Genomic DNA, 15,245 nt, shown 5'->3' with positions numbered 1-15,245 from the left:
TGGCAGGTCTGGTGGCCCGCCTCGCATCATAAGCCGGAAGCCGACCTTGGAGCATCAGGAAACAGCGCGCATACTGATTGCCGGCACCGGGCCCGCGGGCCTGATCGCGGCGCTCGCTTTCGCTGATGCCGGCTTTGCTGTGACGCTTGTCGGGCCCGAGGCGTCGGCCCCCGATGGCCGTACCACGGCGCTGATGAACCCTGCCCTGAAAGTGCTTGAGCGGCTTGATCTCCTCGAAGACATCAAACCCAAGGCCGCGCCGTTGAAAGTCATGCGCATCGTCGATGCGACGAGCAGGCTGATCCGCAGTCCCGTCGTCACCTTCCGCGCCGCCGAGATCGACGAGGAGCAGTTTGGGCTGAACCTGCCCAACAGCGTGCTTGGCCCGGCGCTTGCCGCCAAGGTGGCCGCGCATTCCGGGATCGAATGGCGCAGGTCTATGGTCAAGGCCTGGCATCTCGGCGCCGACAAGGCCCACGCCGACCTCGCCGACGGCAGTGAGGTTGGCGCGTCGCTGGCGGTTGCCGCCGATGGACGCCAATCGCCCGCGCGCGAGGCAGCAGACATCTCGACTGCCGCACGCTCCTACCCGCAAGCCGCGCTCGTGCTCAATTTCGGCCATGGCCGAGACCATGCCTTCACCTCGACGGAGTTCCACACAGAGACAGGCCCGTTCACACAGGTTCCGCTGCCGGGCAATCGCTCAAGTCTCGTCTGGGTGGTTAAGCCCGAGACAGCCAAGGCGCTTGCCGCCCTGGATGACGCAACGCTTTCAATGCGGGTCGAGCAGCAGATGCAGTCAATGCTGGGTCGGGTCACCGTGGAACCGGGCCGGCAGATCTATCCGCTTTCGACCGTGACGCCCCTGCGCTTCGCACGAGAGCGGGTGGCGCTCGTCGGCGAAGCCGCCCATGTGTTTCCGCCAATCGGTGCGCAAGGCCTCAACCTTGGCATCAGGGATATTGACGATCTGGTTGGTATTGCGAGCGAAAATCGTGAGGACCCCGGCGGCGCCAAGGCCCTTGCCGCCTACGATTTCAAGCGTCGCCCCGATATTCTGGCGCGCAGCGGTGCGGTCAATCTCCTCAACATGTCGTTGCTTTCCGACATGTTGCCGGCGCAGATCGCGCGGGGCGCTGGTCTGGGCGTTCTCGGCGGTTTTGCGCCGCTGCGCGCCTTCTTCATGCGCGAAGGGCTTCGTCCGGGCAGCGGCTTTGCAGCACTCGTGGGTGGCCTGCGAAAGCCGGTGCGGCATCGGTAGCGACTTGCGGACTTTATCGCGGCATCGCGACATCAACCAAAACCTTTGCGCCGAATTCTGCGTAGCTTGAAGACGCTCAGACGCTTCGGGATTGAATTGACTCGGAGTCTGCGCCAAATAAAGTCAAGGAATTCAGTGGTGAGTACGATGAAAACGGCCAAATTCGCGATCGGACAGGTGGTTCGTCACCGGCTGTTTCCGTTTCGGGGCATCATTTTCGACGTCGATCCGCAATTCGCCAACACCGACGAATGGTACGAAGCCATCCCCGCCGATGTGCGGCCTCGCAAGGATCAGCCATTCTACCATCTGCTCGCGGAGAATTCGGAAACCGAATACATAGCCTATGTGTCCGAGCAGAATCTGCTCGAGGACCGGTCGGGCGAGCCCGTTCGCCACCCGCAGATCAAGGAGATGTTCGACAAGAAGCCGGATGGACGCTACGAGCCGAAACGGCAATCCAGGCACTGACCTCCCGGCACTCCAGCTATCCGCCGGGAAATTCAGGCCGGAAACGAAAAAAGCGGGGCATGGCCCCGCTTTTTCTTTGGCACCGGGATTGGCCGGATGCCGGTGATCAGTTAGCGGTCTTCGCCTTGTCCTGCTCGTCCTTGAGCTTCTTGGCGAAGTCCTGGTTGTTCTTGGCCACGAAGTCCTGAAGCTTCTTCTGCCGGTCCTCGATGTCCGACTGCTGCAGCGGCGGGCCGTCATAGGCACCGCTGAAGCCCTGCAGCGCGATCTTGATCGGGTTGGCCTGGTTCTGGAAATTGATCGAGGTCAGCGTGATACCCTGACCTTTCTTGAACGAGGCCACGAGTTGGTCGGTCAGCGGCACTTCCGCCACGCAACGATCCGGGAAGCAGATGACATAGTCGAGCTTCTGAGCCTTGCCGGTGTCGATCTGCAGGCCGATGCCGGGAGGCACGAGGCGGCCGGTCGGCACCGTGACCTGGAACACCTTGCGGTTAACCTTGCCCTTGAGCTCGATCAGGCTGACACCGGTGACGAGCTGGCCGTTGCCGGCGGTGACGATGTTCTGGACGTTGCAGATATCGACGTCTTCCTGCTTGGTGCAGGCCTTGAACCAGCCCTGGGGTATCTGCTGCTGTTGCTGCGCGGAAGCCGCGGGAAGTCCTGCGCCCAGAAAGCCGATCACGCCAGCGGCCATGACCGACAGGCGGTACGCGTTGCTGTTCAGGCTCGTCATGTCGTGCATTTCCTCTCAAATGATCCCGGAACCGGCTTCTCTGCGCCGTGTGGTCCAGCTACCTGTTGCCGAAATGAGGCAACAGAATGACTTCGGACGGCGTGTTACACTGCAAGCGGTGCCGAATCCAGCCCGCTCACTTGTAATTCTTGATGACACCATTGGCCGGCACGCAGCTGCCTCATGCTAGGGTGCGCACCGAATCATCAAGCCGACCTGTTAAGGAGACGGTCATGGGCCGCGTTCTTGTTTGGCTGATCACCGCGATATCGTTTCTCACCCTGCCGCTGCCGGCGCTGTCGGAGCCAAAATACGCGATTGCCATGCAAGGCGAACCGGCCCTGCCGCCGGACTACGCGCATTTCAGCTACGTCAATCCCGACGCGCCGAAGGGCGGCAGCATCACCTACTGCGTCGTCGGCAGCTTCGATAATCTCAACCCTTTCATCCTGAAAAGCCTGCGTACGACCGCGCGCGGCATGATGGACACGATCTTCGGCAATCTGGTCTTCGAGCCGCTGATGCAGCGCAGCGCGGATGAGGCATTCACGCTCTATGGGCTGCTCGCCGATACCGCCGACATGGACCCGGAGCGCAAGAGCATCGAATTCCATCTCAACCCGAAGGCCAAATGGTCGGACGGACAGCCGGTGACGCCGGAAGACGTGCTGTTCACCTATGATGTCTATACGCAAAAGGGCCGCCCGCCCTACAGCGACCGCATGGCCAGGATCGCCAAGCTCGAAAAGACCGGCGACCACAGCGTGCGCTTCACTTTCAACGACAAGGCCGATCGCGAATTTCCCCTGATCATCGCGCTGACGCCGATCATCCCCAAGCATGCCTTTGACATGGACACATTCGACAGGACGACGCTGAAGCCGCTGATCGGCAGCGGACCCTACACGATCGCGCAGGTGACGCCCGGCCAGCGCATCGTCTTCAAGCGCAATCCGGACTACTGGGGCAAGGACGTACCCGCCAAGCGCGGCTTCGACAATTACGACCAGATCACCATCGAATATTTCCTCAACGCCAACGCCAAGCTCGAAGCCTTCAAGAAGGGCCTTTGCGCCATCGACGACGACAGTGATCCGGTGAAGCGTGAGCGCGATCTCGACTTTCCCGCCTTCCACAGGGGCGAGGTGGTTTCCGAAACTTTCGACACCGGCATTCCGCCTGTCGTGACCGGTTTCCTGTTCAACACCAGGCTGCCGAAATTCTCCAACCCGGTGGTTCGGCGCGCGCTCGGCATGCTTTATGATTTCGAATGGGCGAACAAGAACCTGTTCGGCGGCAAATACACGCGAACGATGAGCTATTGGCAGAATTCCGAACTCTCCGCGCTTGGCCATCCGGCCGACGACAGGGAAAAGGCGTTGCTGGCCCCCTACCCCGGCCGCGTCCCGGCCGAAATCATGGACGGCACCTGGAAACCGCCGGTGACCGACGGTTCAGGCCAGGACCGCAAGGTGCTTAAGGCCGCTTTCGATCTCCTGAAAAGCATCGGTTACCACGTGCAGGACGGCACAATGCTCGATCCCGAAGGCAAACCTTTCGGATTCGAGATCCTGACCGCTTCGCAGGACGAAGAACGCCTGGCCGGCATCTACCAGCGCACACTGGAGAAGATCGGCATCAACGTCAGCATCCGCAGCCTGGATGGCGACCAGATCCAGTCGCGCAAGCAGCGTTTCGACTTCGAGGTGCTGGTCGGCTCGAGCGGCTTCAACAATTCCTTGTCCCCGGGCATCGAGCAGATCGGGCGTTGGTCGTCCGCCGCGGCCAAGACCGAAGGATCATTCAATCTTGCCGGCGTCGCCGACCCGGCAATCGATGCCGCGATCGACGCCATGCTGAACGCACACACCAAGGAGGATTATGTCGCCGCCGTTCGCGTTCTCGACCGGCTGCTGATCTCGGGCAACTACATGGTGCCGATGCAGTACAACACGCAGCAGTGGCTTGCGTATTGGAATTATCTGGAACATCCGCGGAAGACGCCCATATTCGGTTATCAGCTGCCGACCTGGTGGCGCAAACCGAACTGAAAATCCGGAGATCGAGATGAGCGAAGCGAACGCCATAACCGTTGACGTGGTGTCGGACGTCGTCTGTCCGTGGTGCTTCATTGGCCAGAAGCGGCTTGACAAGGCGGTTGCCGCGGCCGGCGATGTAGATGTGCACATACGCTGGCGGCCGTTCCAGCTCGATCCGACCATTCCGCCGCAGGGCAAGGACCGCCGGGAGTATATGCTGGCCAAGTTCGGCAGCGACGAGCGCATCCGCGAGATCCATGCCCGCATCGAACCGCTTGGCGACGCCGAGGGCATTTCCTTTGCCTTCGATGCCATCAAGGTGGCGCCAAACACGCTGGATGCGCACCGCCTGATCCGTTGGGCTGGCGCCGCTGGCGAAGCCGTGCAGAACAGGCTGGTCCGCCGCCTGTTCCAGCTGAATTTCGAGGAGGGCGTCAACATCGGCGACCATGCCGTGTTGGTCGAAGCCGCCCGCGAGGCCGGCATGGACGCATCCGTGGTGGCGACGCTCTTGCCGACCGACGCCGATGTCGAAGCGGTGCGCACCGAGATCGCCACGGCATCGCGCATGGGCATATCAGGCGTGCCGTGTTTTCTGCTTGAAGGCAAATATGCCGTGATGGGCGCGCAGGACGTCGACACGCTGGCCGATGCCATCCGCCAGGTGGCGGCGGCCAAGGCCAGCGGCGAGCTGGACACGGTCGGCTGACGCCTGTCATTCCTTTCGCCTGCCGCAAAGACTTTTTCAGGTCATTGCTCGGCCTTTGGGACAGGGCCGCTGACACATTATGACGGCCTGCTTTCCGGAATTTTGGTTAGCCGCAATGAAAAATCGGCCGACCGAACAATCCAAAACGGGTCACGAAATCGTGTGATTACCTTCCCCAAGGGAAGGTGTGTGCGTCCTGTTATCGGGCCCGGTAAACAAATGATATCACTGTATTAAATCGCCTTTCGGCGGGCTTGCCCGCGACGCATGGAAATCTCGTTCTGTTGCCTTGCCGACACGGCGGGGACCTTTATCCCGCCGTCCCTCTACAAAAATTAATGGAAAATGATCAATTGGTGTTACCATCCGTAACAAAACAAAAAAGGTTTGGGCGGGATCGTGATTCGGATCGGCAGACGATCGCAGGAGTCAGTACCGGATGGACTACACAGCGGCGCCGCGGGGCGGTCGCATTTGACGCCGGTATCCTCGATGCGCAGTTTCTGGGGGCTGATGCGGGCCTACTGGTTGTCGGATCGGTGGAAAGAAGCCTGGACGCTGACCATCGTCATCGCGCTGCTCACCGCGCTGTCCAGCAAGGCGGGCGTCTGGTTCGCCGAAGCTTCTGGTGAGCTGGTCAACTCGATCGCCTTCTTCCACGACGCCGCCAACACCACGCCGCTTCGCACACTGCTGGTCAATGCAGGTATTCTCGTTTTGCTGGTCGTGCTCAAGGACGCCGGCTTCACCGGCATCCGCAATCTTGTCTCGGTGACCTTGCACCGCAAATGGCGCGGCTGGCTGGACAGCCGTTTCAACGAGGCGCTGCTGGACGGCAACCATACGCATTTCCATGCCCAGCATGCTTCGACCGGCGGCGGCGCCTCCGCTCCCGACAACATCGACCAGCGCGTGCAGGAATCGATCAAGGACATGACAGGCGGCGCCATCGGCCTCGCCATGGGCGTGCTTGGCGTCGCCACCTCGCTCTATTTCGTCGGTCAGAAGCTGCTCGAAACCTCCGTCGAGGTGAAGGGACTGGAATTCCTCGGCAGCTACGGCAGCGCCATCCTGGCCTTCCTGGCGGTCGCCACTTACGTGCCGTTGAACACATGGATCGCGGTCAAGCTCGGCAGCCTGCTGGAACGCCTCAATGTCCGGATGCAGCAAGCCGAAGGTAGCTACCGCGGCGAACTGACCACCTTCCTGCGCCGCAGTTTCCATGTCGCGGCATCGCATGGTGAAGGTGTGCAGAAGTCCATGCATCGCCGGCTCTACGTCGATATCGACGGAACCTGGTCGCGGCTGAACATTGTCAACACCGTCTATATGTCGTTCGAGCTGATCTACAATTTCATCGGCGCCCGCATCGTCGCCTACGGGCCAGGCTTGGTACCGTTCATTCACAACGGACTCGATCTAAAGGGCTATATAACCGGCTCCGAACTGGTCAATTCGCTGATCGGCCAATGTTCCTGGTTCATCCATGTCATGCCGGCAATCGCCACGCTGCGCGCCAACAGCCAGCGTGTCACCGAACTGGCGAATGCGATCGAAAACGTCCAGCATCCGCAGGAATTCTACAGCCAGACCGGCCGCTCCGACTTCCACTATGCCAGCCAGAACCCGGTTTTCGGCCTGACCATCCAGAAACTCGAACTGGCGCATCAGGGCGAGGATGCGACACCGTTCCTCAGCGCCGCGAACCTGCGCTTCCGGCGCGGCGAGTGGACCTTCCTGAAAGGCGAATCCGGCTGCGGCAAGACCTCGCTGATAAAGGCGATCAACGGCCTCTGGCCGTATGGCCGCGGCACCATCGTCTTCCCTGACGGGGTGAAGAGTTTTTATGCCGCCCAGGAGGTCAAGCTGCAGCAGGTGTCGCTGAAACAGTTGGTCTGCCTGCCGGGCTCCGAACACGACCATGGCGATGCTCAGGTCGCGTCGGCGCTGCACAAGGCTGGCCTTGGTGACTTCATCGAACACATGGCCAATGAAAACCGCGAGGGCAAAAGCTGGGATCAGGTCCTGTCGGGCGGTCAGAAACAGAAGCTGGTGGTAGCCCGCATCATCCTGCAGCAGCCGGGCCTCCTGTTCCTCGACGAGGCGACCGGCGCGCTCGACCCGGAGGGCAAGATTGCCTTCCACCAGGCGATCAAGGACAATTGTCCGGATGTCACTGTGATCAGCGTCATGCACGAGGCGGTCGCACCCAGATCGGCTGCCGGTACCGAGTTCTACCACTCGATCGTCTTGATCGCCGACGGTGTCGCCACCAAGAAGCCGCTGGCTCCGACCCTGCCCGTCGAACTCACCACGATCCTGGCCCAGCCACGGCCGGTCGAAGACAAATGGCTGCGTTTCTCGCGCCGGCTGAAACAGAAATAACGATGCGTTCACTTCGACTTGCCGGACAAAACGGCAGTCGGCGATCACAGTGTCGCGATCGAAGCCATCAGGCACCGTTTTCCATCGTCACCACGATTGACTCGGCAAGGCGCGCTCCTATGTTGCGCCGGCTTGCTGATAGTCAAACGCGAACCCGCAAGCAGAAAGGTCACCGCGCCATGCCTGGCGACAGTATTAGTCGAACGCAACCGCCGTCCGCCTAGACGTGACCTGAATGGTTCATGTCCTGCCGGACGGCAAGGAGTGAGCCATGAACGATTTCTTCCCTGTAGCGGACGACGAGGCCGTCGCCATCGCCCGCATCCTTGCAAACGACCATGTCGCCGACGTGGTCGAGGCGCTCAACCATGAATCGCGCGAAACCGCGACGGATCTGCTTTGCGCCGTACCCTTCGAGCGTCTGGTCGAGATTTTCGATCAGCCTGAACTCGAGGGTGCGCCCGAACTCGCGGAGGCCCTGCCTCGCCCCAAGGCAAGCAAGCTGCTCACCGCCATGTCCGTCGACCGCGCGGCCGACATCCTGCGCGAGCTCGATGAGCCGGCACGCTCCGAACTGCTCGGTGCGCTGGCGCCGCCATTGCGCGCGACCTTGCTTTCCATTCTGGGCTATCCCGAAGGCAGCGCCGCATCGATCATGACGACGGAGTTCGTCAGCGTACCCTCGGACTGGACCGTCGGGCGCACGCTCGACTACATCCGCAAGGTCGAGCGGACGCGCGAAACCGTCTACGCGATCTACATTGTCGATCCGCAGACGCACCTCCTGGTGCGGTCGACCGGCTTGCGCCGGCTCATCACCGGCGAGCCGGACGATCCGATCCTGTCGGTGGCGCCGGACCGCATGCCGGTCACGGTCACACCGCTGACGGATCGCGAAAACCTGGCGCAGACGATCTCCAAATACGATCTGCTCGCCGTCCCGGTTGTCGACCATGGCAAGATCCTCGGCATCGTCACCATCGACGACATCATCGATACGATGATCGAGGAGACGACCGAGGACGTGCACCGCTTCGGCGGCATGGAGGCGCTCGACGAGCCCTACATGAAGATGAGCTTCCTCGCCATGATCCAGAAGCGGGCTGGCTGGCTCTGCGCCCTGTTCCTCAGCGAAATGCTCACCGCCAACGCCATGCAGAGCTACGAGAGCGAGTTGGAGAAGGCGATCGTGCTCACCCTTTTCATCCCGCTGATCATGAGTTCCGGCGGCAATTCCGGCTCGCAGGCGACCTCGCTGGTCATCCGCGCGCTGGCACTGCGCGAAATCGGCCTCGGCGACTGGTGGCGGGTTGCGCTGCGCGAACTGCCGACCGGTCTCGTGCTGGGATCGATCCTTGGCGTTGTCGGTGTCTGCCGCATCACGCTGTGGCAGTATTTCGGTTTCTACGATTACGGCCCGCACTGGCCGCTGATTGCAGCGACGGTTGGGACGACACTGGTCGGCATCGTTACCTTTGGTTCCCTCTCAGGGTCGATGCTGCCGTTCGCCCTCAAACGGATCGGGTTTGATCCCGCCAGCGCATCGGCGCCATTCGTCGCGACGCTGGTCGATGTCACCGGGCTGGTGATCTATTTCTCGGTGGCGCTCGTCATCCTGCGCGGCACCCTGCTGTAGCCGCGCCAGTTATCTCCGCCGCTGGCCGGCGTCGCGCAGTTCATCGGGGGCCGGCAATTGCTGCGTTTGTCAGTGCCGCCACCGTCAGTTCCAATGCCTGGTGGTTACGGGCATTGATTGCTCCCTTGGGCGGGCGCTGCCGGCAGGCGAAGTCAGACGCGCTGGCCGTCCTTCACGCGGTAGGTCGGCTTGTACATGGTGACAAGCTCTTCCGCCGCGGTCGGGTGCACGGCCATTGTGCGGTCGAAATCATCCTTGGTCAGGCCGGCCTTCAGCGGAATGCCGAGCAGTTGCGCCATCTCGCCCGCATCCGGCCCCAGAATGTGGGCACCAAGCACCTTGCGGGAAGTGCCGTCGACCACCAGCTTCATCAGCATCTTTTCGTCGCGGCCCGACAGCGTATGCCGCATCGGCCTAAAGCTGGCGCGATAGATCTCGATATCCGCGAAACGCTTGACGGCCTCGTCTTCCGACAAGCCCACCGTACCGATTTCCGGTTGCGAGAAGACGGCGGTCGCGATCGTTTCGTGGTCGGGCGCGGTCGGGTTGCTCTTGAAGGCCGTCTCCACGAAGCACATCGCTTCATGGATCGCCACCGGCGTCAGCTGCACGCGGTTGGTGACATCGCCGATCGCCCAGATATTGTCGATGTTGGTGCGGGAATAGTCGTCGACCTTGATCGCGCCGGTCGAGGTCATCTCGATGCCGACGCCTTCCAGCCCCATATTCTCGGTGTTGGGGATGCGCCCGATAGCCAGCATGACCTGGTCCACCGTCAGCGTCTTGCCGCTGGTCAGGAGGGCGTCGAGCCGGCCATCCGGCCGCTTGTGCACCCGTTCGGTCACCGAATGGCAGAGTATCTTTATCCCCTTCTTTTCCATCGTCTCGTGCAGGGTGTGACGCAGATCCATGTCGAAGCGGCTGAGGATCTCCTTGCCGCGATAGACCAGGGTCGTGTCGACGCCGAGGCCATGGAAGATGTTGGCGAATTCGACAGCGATGTAGCCGCCGCCTTCGATCATAATCGCCTTCGGCAACGCCTTAAGATCGAAAGCCTCATTGGAGAAGATGCAGTATTCGTGGCCGGGCAGCGCCGGATGCGCCGCTGGACGGCCACCGGTGGCGATCAGGATCTGTTCGGCGGTGACGGTGCGGTCCTCGCCCAGAAGATGGATCACGTGCGGATCGACGATCATCGCCCGCGAATGAAAGGTCTCGCCGCCGGCGCCCTCGACATTCTTCTTGTAGATCGCCTCCAGCCGGCTGATCTCGCGATCCTTGTTGGCGACCAGTGTCTGCCAGTTGAAACTGGCCTCCGGCACCGTCCAGCCATAGCCGGCCGCGTCGGCAAAATGCTCCGGAAATTGCGAAGCGTAGACATAGAGCTTCTTCGGCACGCAGCCCCTGATGACGCAGGTGCCGCCGAAGCGGTATTCCTCGGCGATGCCGACGCGCTTGCCGAGTGCCGCCGCAACGCGCGCCGCCCTTACCCCGCCGGAGCCGCCGCCGATGACGAAGAGATCGTAATCATAACCGGCCATGAGGCAGCTCCTTGAACGTCGGAAAATGTGAGTGACAGGTAGGCCGCCAAAGGCCAAAAGAAAAGCCCGGACAAGCCGGGCTTCACAGATGGCCGCAAGGCCGTATTTGAAAACGCAGGATCAGTTCTGCGTGCCGTCGGCGGGAGCCGAACCATCAGCGGGCGCGGCGCCATCCGCCGGAGCAGCGCCATCCGCCGGAGCAGCCCCATCAGCGGGTGCCGGCGCAGCCGGCGCCTTGGCCTTGGCGGCCGCGGCCAGCGTTTCGCCGACCTGCTGGGCGAGATCGCGGGCAAGGCCGTTCTGCCAGATGTCGGCTGCCTTGACCAAATCACGCGTCACGGCCGGACCGTTGTCGAGCAGCTTCTTGCCGGCCTCGGAGCCGTAGAAGGCCGCGATGTCGTTGAGATCTTTTTCGGAAAACACCTTCGCATAAGCCAGGGCCGCTTCCTTCTCGAGATCGGCGCGGCGCGAGGCCATCGCCAGCGCCTTCTCGTTGATGGTCTTGCCGATCAGCTCCTGCATGTCCGGGTTCTTCTGGATGAGCTGCGATTCGAGCGCGGCCGCCGCCTGCGGCAGGATGTTGTCGAACGGGTCGGTCGCATGGATCGCCGCGACCGCCGCCCGGGCCGCCTTCAGGTGCGACTCGGTGACGTCCTGCGAAAACGCCGGCGAGGAGAAGGCGAAAACGGCCGAGGCCGCCAGAACGACGCAAAGGCCGCGAACCCGGTTATGCAACATCATGATCGGTAGAACTCCCTGGTTTTCGGGCGGCATGGACGGTTTGGATGCCGTCGCCACCGGCGATGATGGCCGCTGACGCCAGCCCGATGAAAAGACCATGCTCGACCACGCCCGGAATGGCGTGGAGAGCATTCGAAAGCGCTCTTGTATCCGGAATGCGGCCAAAAGATGCATCGAGGATAAAATGGCCGCCGTCTGTAACAAAAGCCTGGCCTCCCGTCATCCTCAATGTAATCGGACCGGAAAGGCCGAGATTTGCAGCCGCCGCCGCTACCGCGATCTCGGTGGCGCGCAGGCCGAATTGGTTGACTTCGATCGGCAGCGGAAACCGGCCGAGCGTCTCGACCATCTTCGACCGGTCGGCGATGACGATCATGCGCTGCGAGGCCGCGGCCACGATCTTCTCGCGCAGCAGCGCGCCGCCACCGCCCTTGATCAAGGTCAGTTCCGGGTCGACCTCGTCGGCGCCGTCGATGGTGAGGTCAAGCTCGGGCGTTTCCTCCAATGTCGACAGCGGCACGCCAAGCTCGCGGCACAATGCAGCGGTGCGCTCCGACGTCGGGACACCGATGACGGTCATGCCCGTCGCGACCTTGTCGGCGAGCAGCCGTACGAATTCTTCGGCAGTGGTGCCGGTGCCGATCCCGAGCCGCATGCCATCGCTGACATGGGCAAGAGCCGCCCGCGCGGCCTCGACCTTCAATTGCCTCGCATCCATGCTGCTTTGCCGCCCCGAAACCTGATGCATGTCGCCCAAAAGTAACCTCGGCTTTGGGAACCACATGCGACGCGCTTTAGTGTTTTGGGCTCCTAGCATTTTTGCCGGTCCGGTCAAAGCCCCTGGCAGCCATACCACCGCCCTGCTTGCCTTGACGCGCGCCAGCCTTTATCGCCTGCCAGTTGTACAAACCTGCGTGGGACAGACAATGATTCGCCCGACAATCGTGTTCGACCTCGACGGTACGCTGATCGATACAGCGCCGGACCTGCTCGACAGCCTCAACCACAGCCTGGCCGCCAGCGAACTCGCCGCCGTCGACGAGGCCGGCTTCAAGCGCTTCGTCGGCCATGGCGGCCGCGTGATGATAGAGCGGGCGCACGCCGCGCAGCAGCGGTCGCTCGATGTCACCGAGCATGACCGGCTGCTGAAACTGTTCCTCGATCACTATACCGACAACATTCCCGGCAAGTCCCGCCCCTACCCGGGTGTCATCGAGGCGATCGCACGCTTCGAGAAGGCGGGCTATCTCCTGGCCATCTGCACCAACAAGTACGAGGCCAACTCGCTGGCGCTGATCGAAGCGCTCGGCCTGACCAGGCATTTCGCGGCCATCGCCGGGCAGGACACATTCGCCTTCCGCAAGCCCGACCCGCGCCACCTGACCGAAACCATCAGGCTGGCCGGCGGCGATCCCCACCGCGCCTTGATGGTCGGCGATTCGCAAACCGACATCGACACCGCCAAGGCCGCCGGCATTCCTGTGGTGGCCGTCGATTTCGGCTACACCGACCGCCACGTCCGCGAATTCGAGCCCTCGGCGATAATTTCGCATTTCGATGCGCTGACCGTGGATCTGGCGGAAAGGCTGATCAGCGCCGCTGGACATTGAACGGGCAGCGACCGGCATCCTGTCGGAACAGACCCGAAAGGGTGAAGAATCCGATCGCTGTGAGAATGCCAGACACCGCCTTGACTTAACCGGTTGGCCTCCCTTATATCGCGGCTCGCTTGGCCTTCGGGCAACGAGCGGGCGATTAGCTCAGCGGGAGAGCACACCCTTCACACGGGTGGGGTCGCAGGTTCAATCCCTGCATCGCCCACCATTTTTCCCGGAAATGGTTTTTCAGTCTCAGCCCTGCTTCGACGCTCTGGCGAATTGCAACCCGCGAGCGCGGCCTGCCAAGCATTGCATCCCATCTGGAACCAACCCCCACACCAGCGAGTTTCCTTGCGTCGAAACTTGAGGGAAAACCATGTCCAGATTTCTCGTGGCAACCAGCGTTGTCGTTCTTCTCGCCGCCGGGCCGGCTCTGGCCGCGGATGACAAGCCGCTGCCGCCGCCCAACGCCAAGAAGCTTTCGGAGATCATCGCCAAGGTCGAGCAGCGCGACGGCTTCCGCTATGTGAAGGAAGTCGACTGGGACAATGGCGCCTACACCGTCACCTATTACACGTCTGACAAGGCGAAGGTGGAAATCACCTACGATCCGGTGACCGCCGAGCCTAAGTAGGAGCCGCCGGCAGACACTCTCCATTCGACGGGCCTGCGGTTTTCTCCGCGCGCCTTCATGGCCAATCGGATTGCCGCAAATTGTCCATCCTTGGAGTGTGATATGCACGCCAGGGCGCGGGCAGTGCCTTGGGCAATGCTGTTGGCTTGAGGGCAGTCATGCGATTTTCCGTTCGAACCGATGTCTTGCTCGTCCTCGCCATCATACTGGCCGGCAGCATCCTTGCCGCGCCCTCGGCGCGGGCCGACGGGCCGTCCTTCGATTGTGCCAAGGCAAGCCTGCCGGCTGAGAAGGCGATCTGCGCCGACCCGCAGCTGTCGGCCATCGATCTGCTGGTCGCCAATGCCTACAAGGGATTCGAGCCGGCATTCGGCGGCGACAAGCGCAAGATCGCCCGCGGGCTGATCGCCGACCGCAATGCTTGCAAGACCGACACCGCCTGCATCGTCAGCGCACTCAACAATGCCTTGCAGACTTACGGCAACGCGCCATCATGGGTGCAGGATTACAACATCGCTCTGGTCGGCAAGAAGGCGCTGGACGTCGCGTCTCGCAACCCCGGCAACAAGGATCAGCCCCTGCCCTCCGCGGTCGGGCAATGCGCGTCCACGCACATCAAGACGCTGACCACGCGGCTCGGCGACGATCCGCTGGAAACAGCCAGCCCCGACGCAGGCAGCGCCGCGACATTCACCAATGGCGGCGGGGCGGTCTCCTATGATCGCGAGCCTCGCCTCGCCGCCTCGAAGGTAGGCGAACCCGTCGTGATGTGCCTGATCGCGATTCCCAGGGACTGCCCCAAGGACGACGACCGCGGCCGGGTCTATTATTCGATCGATCTGGTTGCGAAAGGTTCCTGGGCCTTGCCGGACTCCGAGCATCTGTGTGGCGGCGCGTGATCGGCGTGTTTGGTGTTTGAGAAAAGCCTTGCATGCCGGCAAGGCGCCTGCCCTTGCGCCGGATCGTCTTTGATGGCTGACTGAACCGGTTGACTGCGCCGTATGGGGGATGGGCATGGCGACGGCGAAGCACGTGATGAAGCGCATCCTGATGATGCTTGCCGGCTATCTCATCGCGATACTGGTCGGCCTGTTCGCCGTGGTGGCGATCTACGCCGCGCTGAGTTCCTTGCCCAATGCGCCGGCTTATTTCGACGTGATGGGCGTTACGCCGATCGCCGCCCTGGTGGTGCCGCCACTTGGCATGTTCATCTATTTCCTGACGATTGTGGTGACCGCGCTGCAGACGCTGATCTTCGCGCTGATCGCCGAATTCTTCTCGTTGCGCAATGTCCTGATGCACATGGTCTTCGGCGCCGCTGCCGCCGCCGGCGGCTTCTTCCTGATCTGGCCGAGTTCGGCGGAGGACATGGATCCGGAGCGATGGGCCGACATCGGCATCATCGCCGCCGCCGGCCTTGTCGCCGGCTTGATCTACTGGCTGATCGCCGGGCGGGAAGCGGGCTTCCGCCGCCCGTTGTCGCAGTTCTGAACG

Annotated in this window: 14 protein-coding genes and 1 tRNA gene; 11 read left to right on the top strand and 4 right to left on the bottom strand. The window is 62.1% G+C overall.

Features of this window, described 5'->3' with window-relative positions; genetic code table 11:
- Positions 1–46: 46 nt before the first annotated feature.
- The gene (locus AC07UC_RS21975) at positions 47–1,261 is read left to right on the top strand and encodes a UbiH/UbiF family hydroxylase (RefSeq protein ID WP_494907397.1); all 1,215 of its coding nucleotides are present in this window, start codon (positions 47–49) and stop codon (positions 1,259–1,261) included.
- Positions 1,262–1,408: 147 nt separating this feature from the next.
- Positions 1,409–1,732, top strand: coding sequence for a heat shock protein HspQ (gene hspQ, locus AC07UC_RS21970; protein WP_056577259.1), 324 nt, complete (start codon positions 1,409–1,411; stop codon positions 1,730–1,732).
- Between the two features lie 106 nt (positions 1,733–1,838).
- Here the strand turns inward: hspQ and AC07UC_RS21965 are convergent, their stop codons facing one another.
- On the bottom strand, positions 1,839–2,468 hold the full coding sequence (locus AC07UC_RS21965; RefSeq protein ID WP_140773822.1) for an invasion associated locus B family protein: 630 nt from the start codon (positions 2,466–2,468) through the stop codon (positions 1,839–1,841).
- A 233-nt stretch (positions 2,469–2,701) separates the two neighbouring features.
- Here AC07UC_RS21965 and AC07UC_RS21960 point away from each other — a divergent pair, with 233 nt between their 5' ends.
- The 4 genes from AC07UC_RS21960 (at position 2,702) to mgtE (ending at position 9,237) form a co-directional block, all read left to right on the top strand.
- The gene (locus AC07UC_RS21960; protein ID WP_140773821.1) at positions 2,702–4,519 is read left to right on the top strand and encodes an extracellular solute-binding protein; all 1,818 of its coding nucleotides are present in this window, start codon (positions 2,702–2,704) and stop codon (positions 4,517–4,519) included.
- A 16-nt stretch (positions 4,520–4,535) separates the two neighbouring features.
- Positions 4,536–5,216, top strand: a complete 681-nt coding sequence (locus AC07UC_RS21955; protein WP_494907396.1) for a DsbA family oxidoreductase — start codon at positions 4,536–4,538, stop codon at positions 5,214–5,216.
- Between the two features lie 492 nt (positions 5,217–5,708).
- Complete coding sequence (locus tag AC07UC_RS21950) at positions 5,709–7,601, top strand: ABC transporter ATP-binding protein/permease (protein WP_494908972.1); 1,893 nt, start codon at positions 5,709–5,711, stop codon at positions 7,599–7,601.
- Between the two features lie 271 nt (positions 7,602–7,872).
- Positions 7,873–9,237, top strand: coding sequence for a magnesium transporter (gene mgtE / locus AC07UC_RS21945; RefSeq protein ID WP_140773818.1), 1,365 nt, complete (start codon positions 7,873–7,875; stop codon positions 9,235–9,237).
- Positions 9,238–9,389: 152 nt separating this feature from the next.
- Here the strand turns inward: mgtE and gor are convergent, their stop codons facing one another.
- The 3 genes from gor to rpiA form a co-directional block, all read right to left on the bottom strand.
- The gene (gene gor / locus AC07UC_RS21940) at positions 9,390–10,778 is read right to left on the bottom strand and encodes a glutathione-disulfide reductase (RefSeq protein WP_494907395.1); all 1,389 of its coding nucleotides are present in this window, start codon (positions 10,776–10,778) and stop codon (positions 9,390–9,392) included.
- A gap of 120 nt (positions 10,779–10,898) precedes the next feature.
- On the bottom strand, positions 10,899–11,519 hold the full coding sequence (locus AC07UC_RS21935; protein ID WP_140773816.1) for a DUF2059 domain-containing protein: 621 nt from the start codon (positions 11,517–11,519) through the stop codon (positions 10,899–10,901).
- On the bottom strand, positions 11,506–12,237 hold the full coding sequence (gene rpiA / locus AC07UC_RS21930; protein WP_140773815.1) for a ribose-5-phosphate isomerase RpiA: 732 nt from the start codon (positions 12,235–12,237) through the stop codon (positions 11,506–11,508). Before rpiA ends, AC07UC_RS21935 begins: the two co-directional genes overlap by 14 nt.
- A 208-nt stretch (positions 12,238–12,445) precedes the next feature.
- Between rpiA and AC07UC_RS21925 the strand changes: the two genes are divergently transcribed.
- The 5 genes from AC07UC_RS21925 to AC07UC_RS21905 all read left to right on the top strand — a co-directional run bounded on the left by AC07UC_RS21925 (position 12,446) and on the right by AC07UC_RS21905 (position 15,242).
- A complete protein-coding gene (locus tag AC07UC_RS21925) occupies positions 12,446–13,129 on the top strand; it encodes a phosphoglycolate phosphatase (protein ID WP_202322678.1) in 684 nt (227 codons plus the stop codon).
- 139 nt (positions 13,130–13,268) lie between these two features.
- Positions 13,269–13,343: transfer RNA gene (locus AC07UC_RS21920), tRNA-Val, on the top strand.
- A 150-nt stretch (positions 13,344–13,493) separates the two neighbouring features.
- On the top strand, positions 13,494–13,751 hold the full coding sequence (locus AC07UC_RS21915; RefSeq protein WP_494907394.1) for a PepSY domain-containing protein: 258 nt from the start codon (positions 13,494–13,496) through the stop codon (positions 13,749–13,751).
- A 158-nt stretch (positions 13,752–13,909) separates the two neighbouring features.
- The gene (locus AC07UC_RS21910) at positions 13,910–14,650 is read left to right on the top strand and encodes a lysozyme inhibitor LprI family protein (protein WP_494907393.1); all 741 of its coding nucleotides are present in this window, start codon (positions 13,910–13,912) and stop codon (positions 14,648–14,650) included.
- 109 nt (positions 14,651–14,759) lie between these two features.
- On the top strand, positions 14,760–15,242 hold the full coding sequence (locus AC07UC_RS21905) for a hypothetical protein (RefSeq protein WP_494907392.1): 483 nt from the start codon (positions 14,760–14,762) through the stop codon (positions 15,240–15,242).
- The last annotated feature ends 3 nt before the right edge of the window (positions 15,243–15,245 follow it).

The sequence above is a fragment of the Mesorhizobium sp. GW821-FHT04C10 genome, from assembly GCF_059420305.1.
Note: the sequence above shows the minus strand (reverse complement) of the source record. Positions and strands in the feature narration are given on the sequence as shown.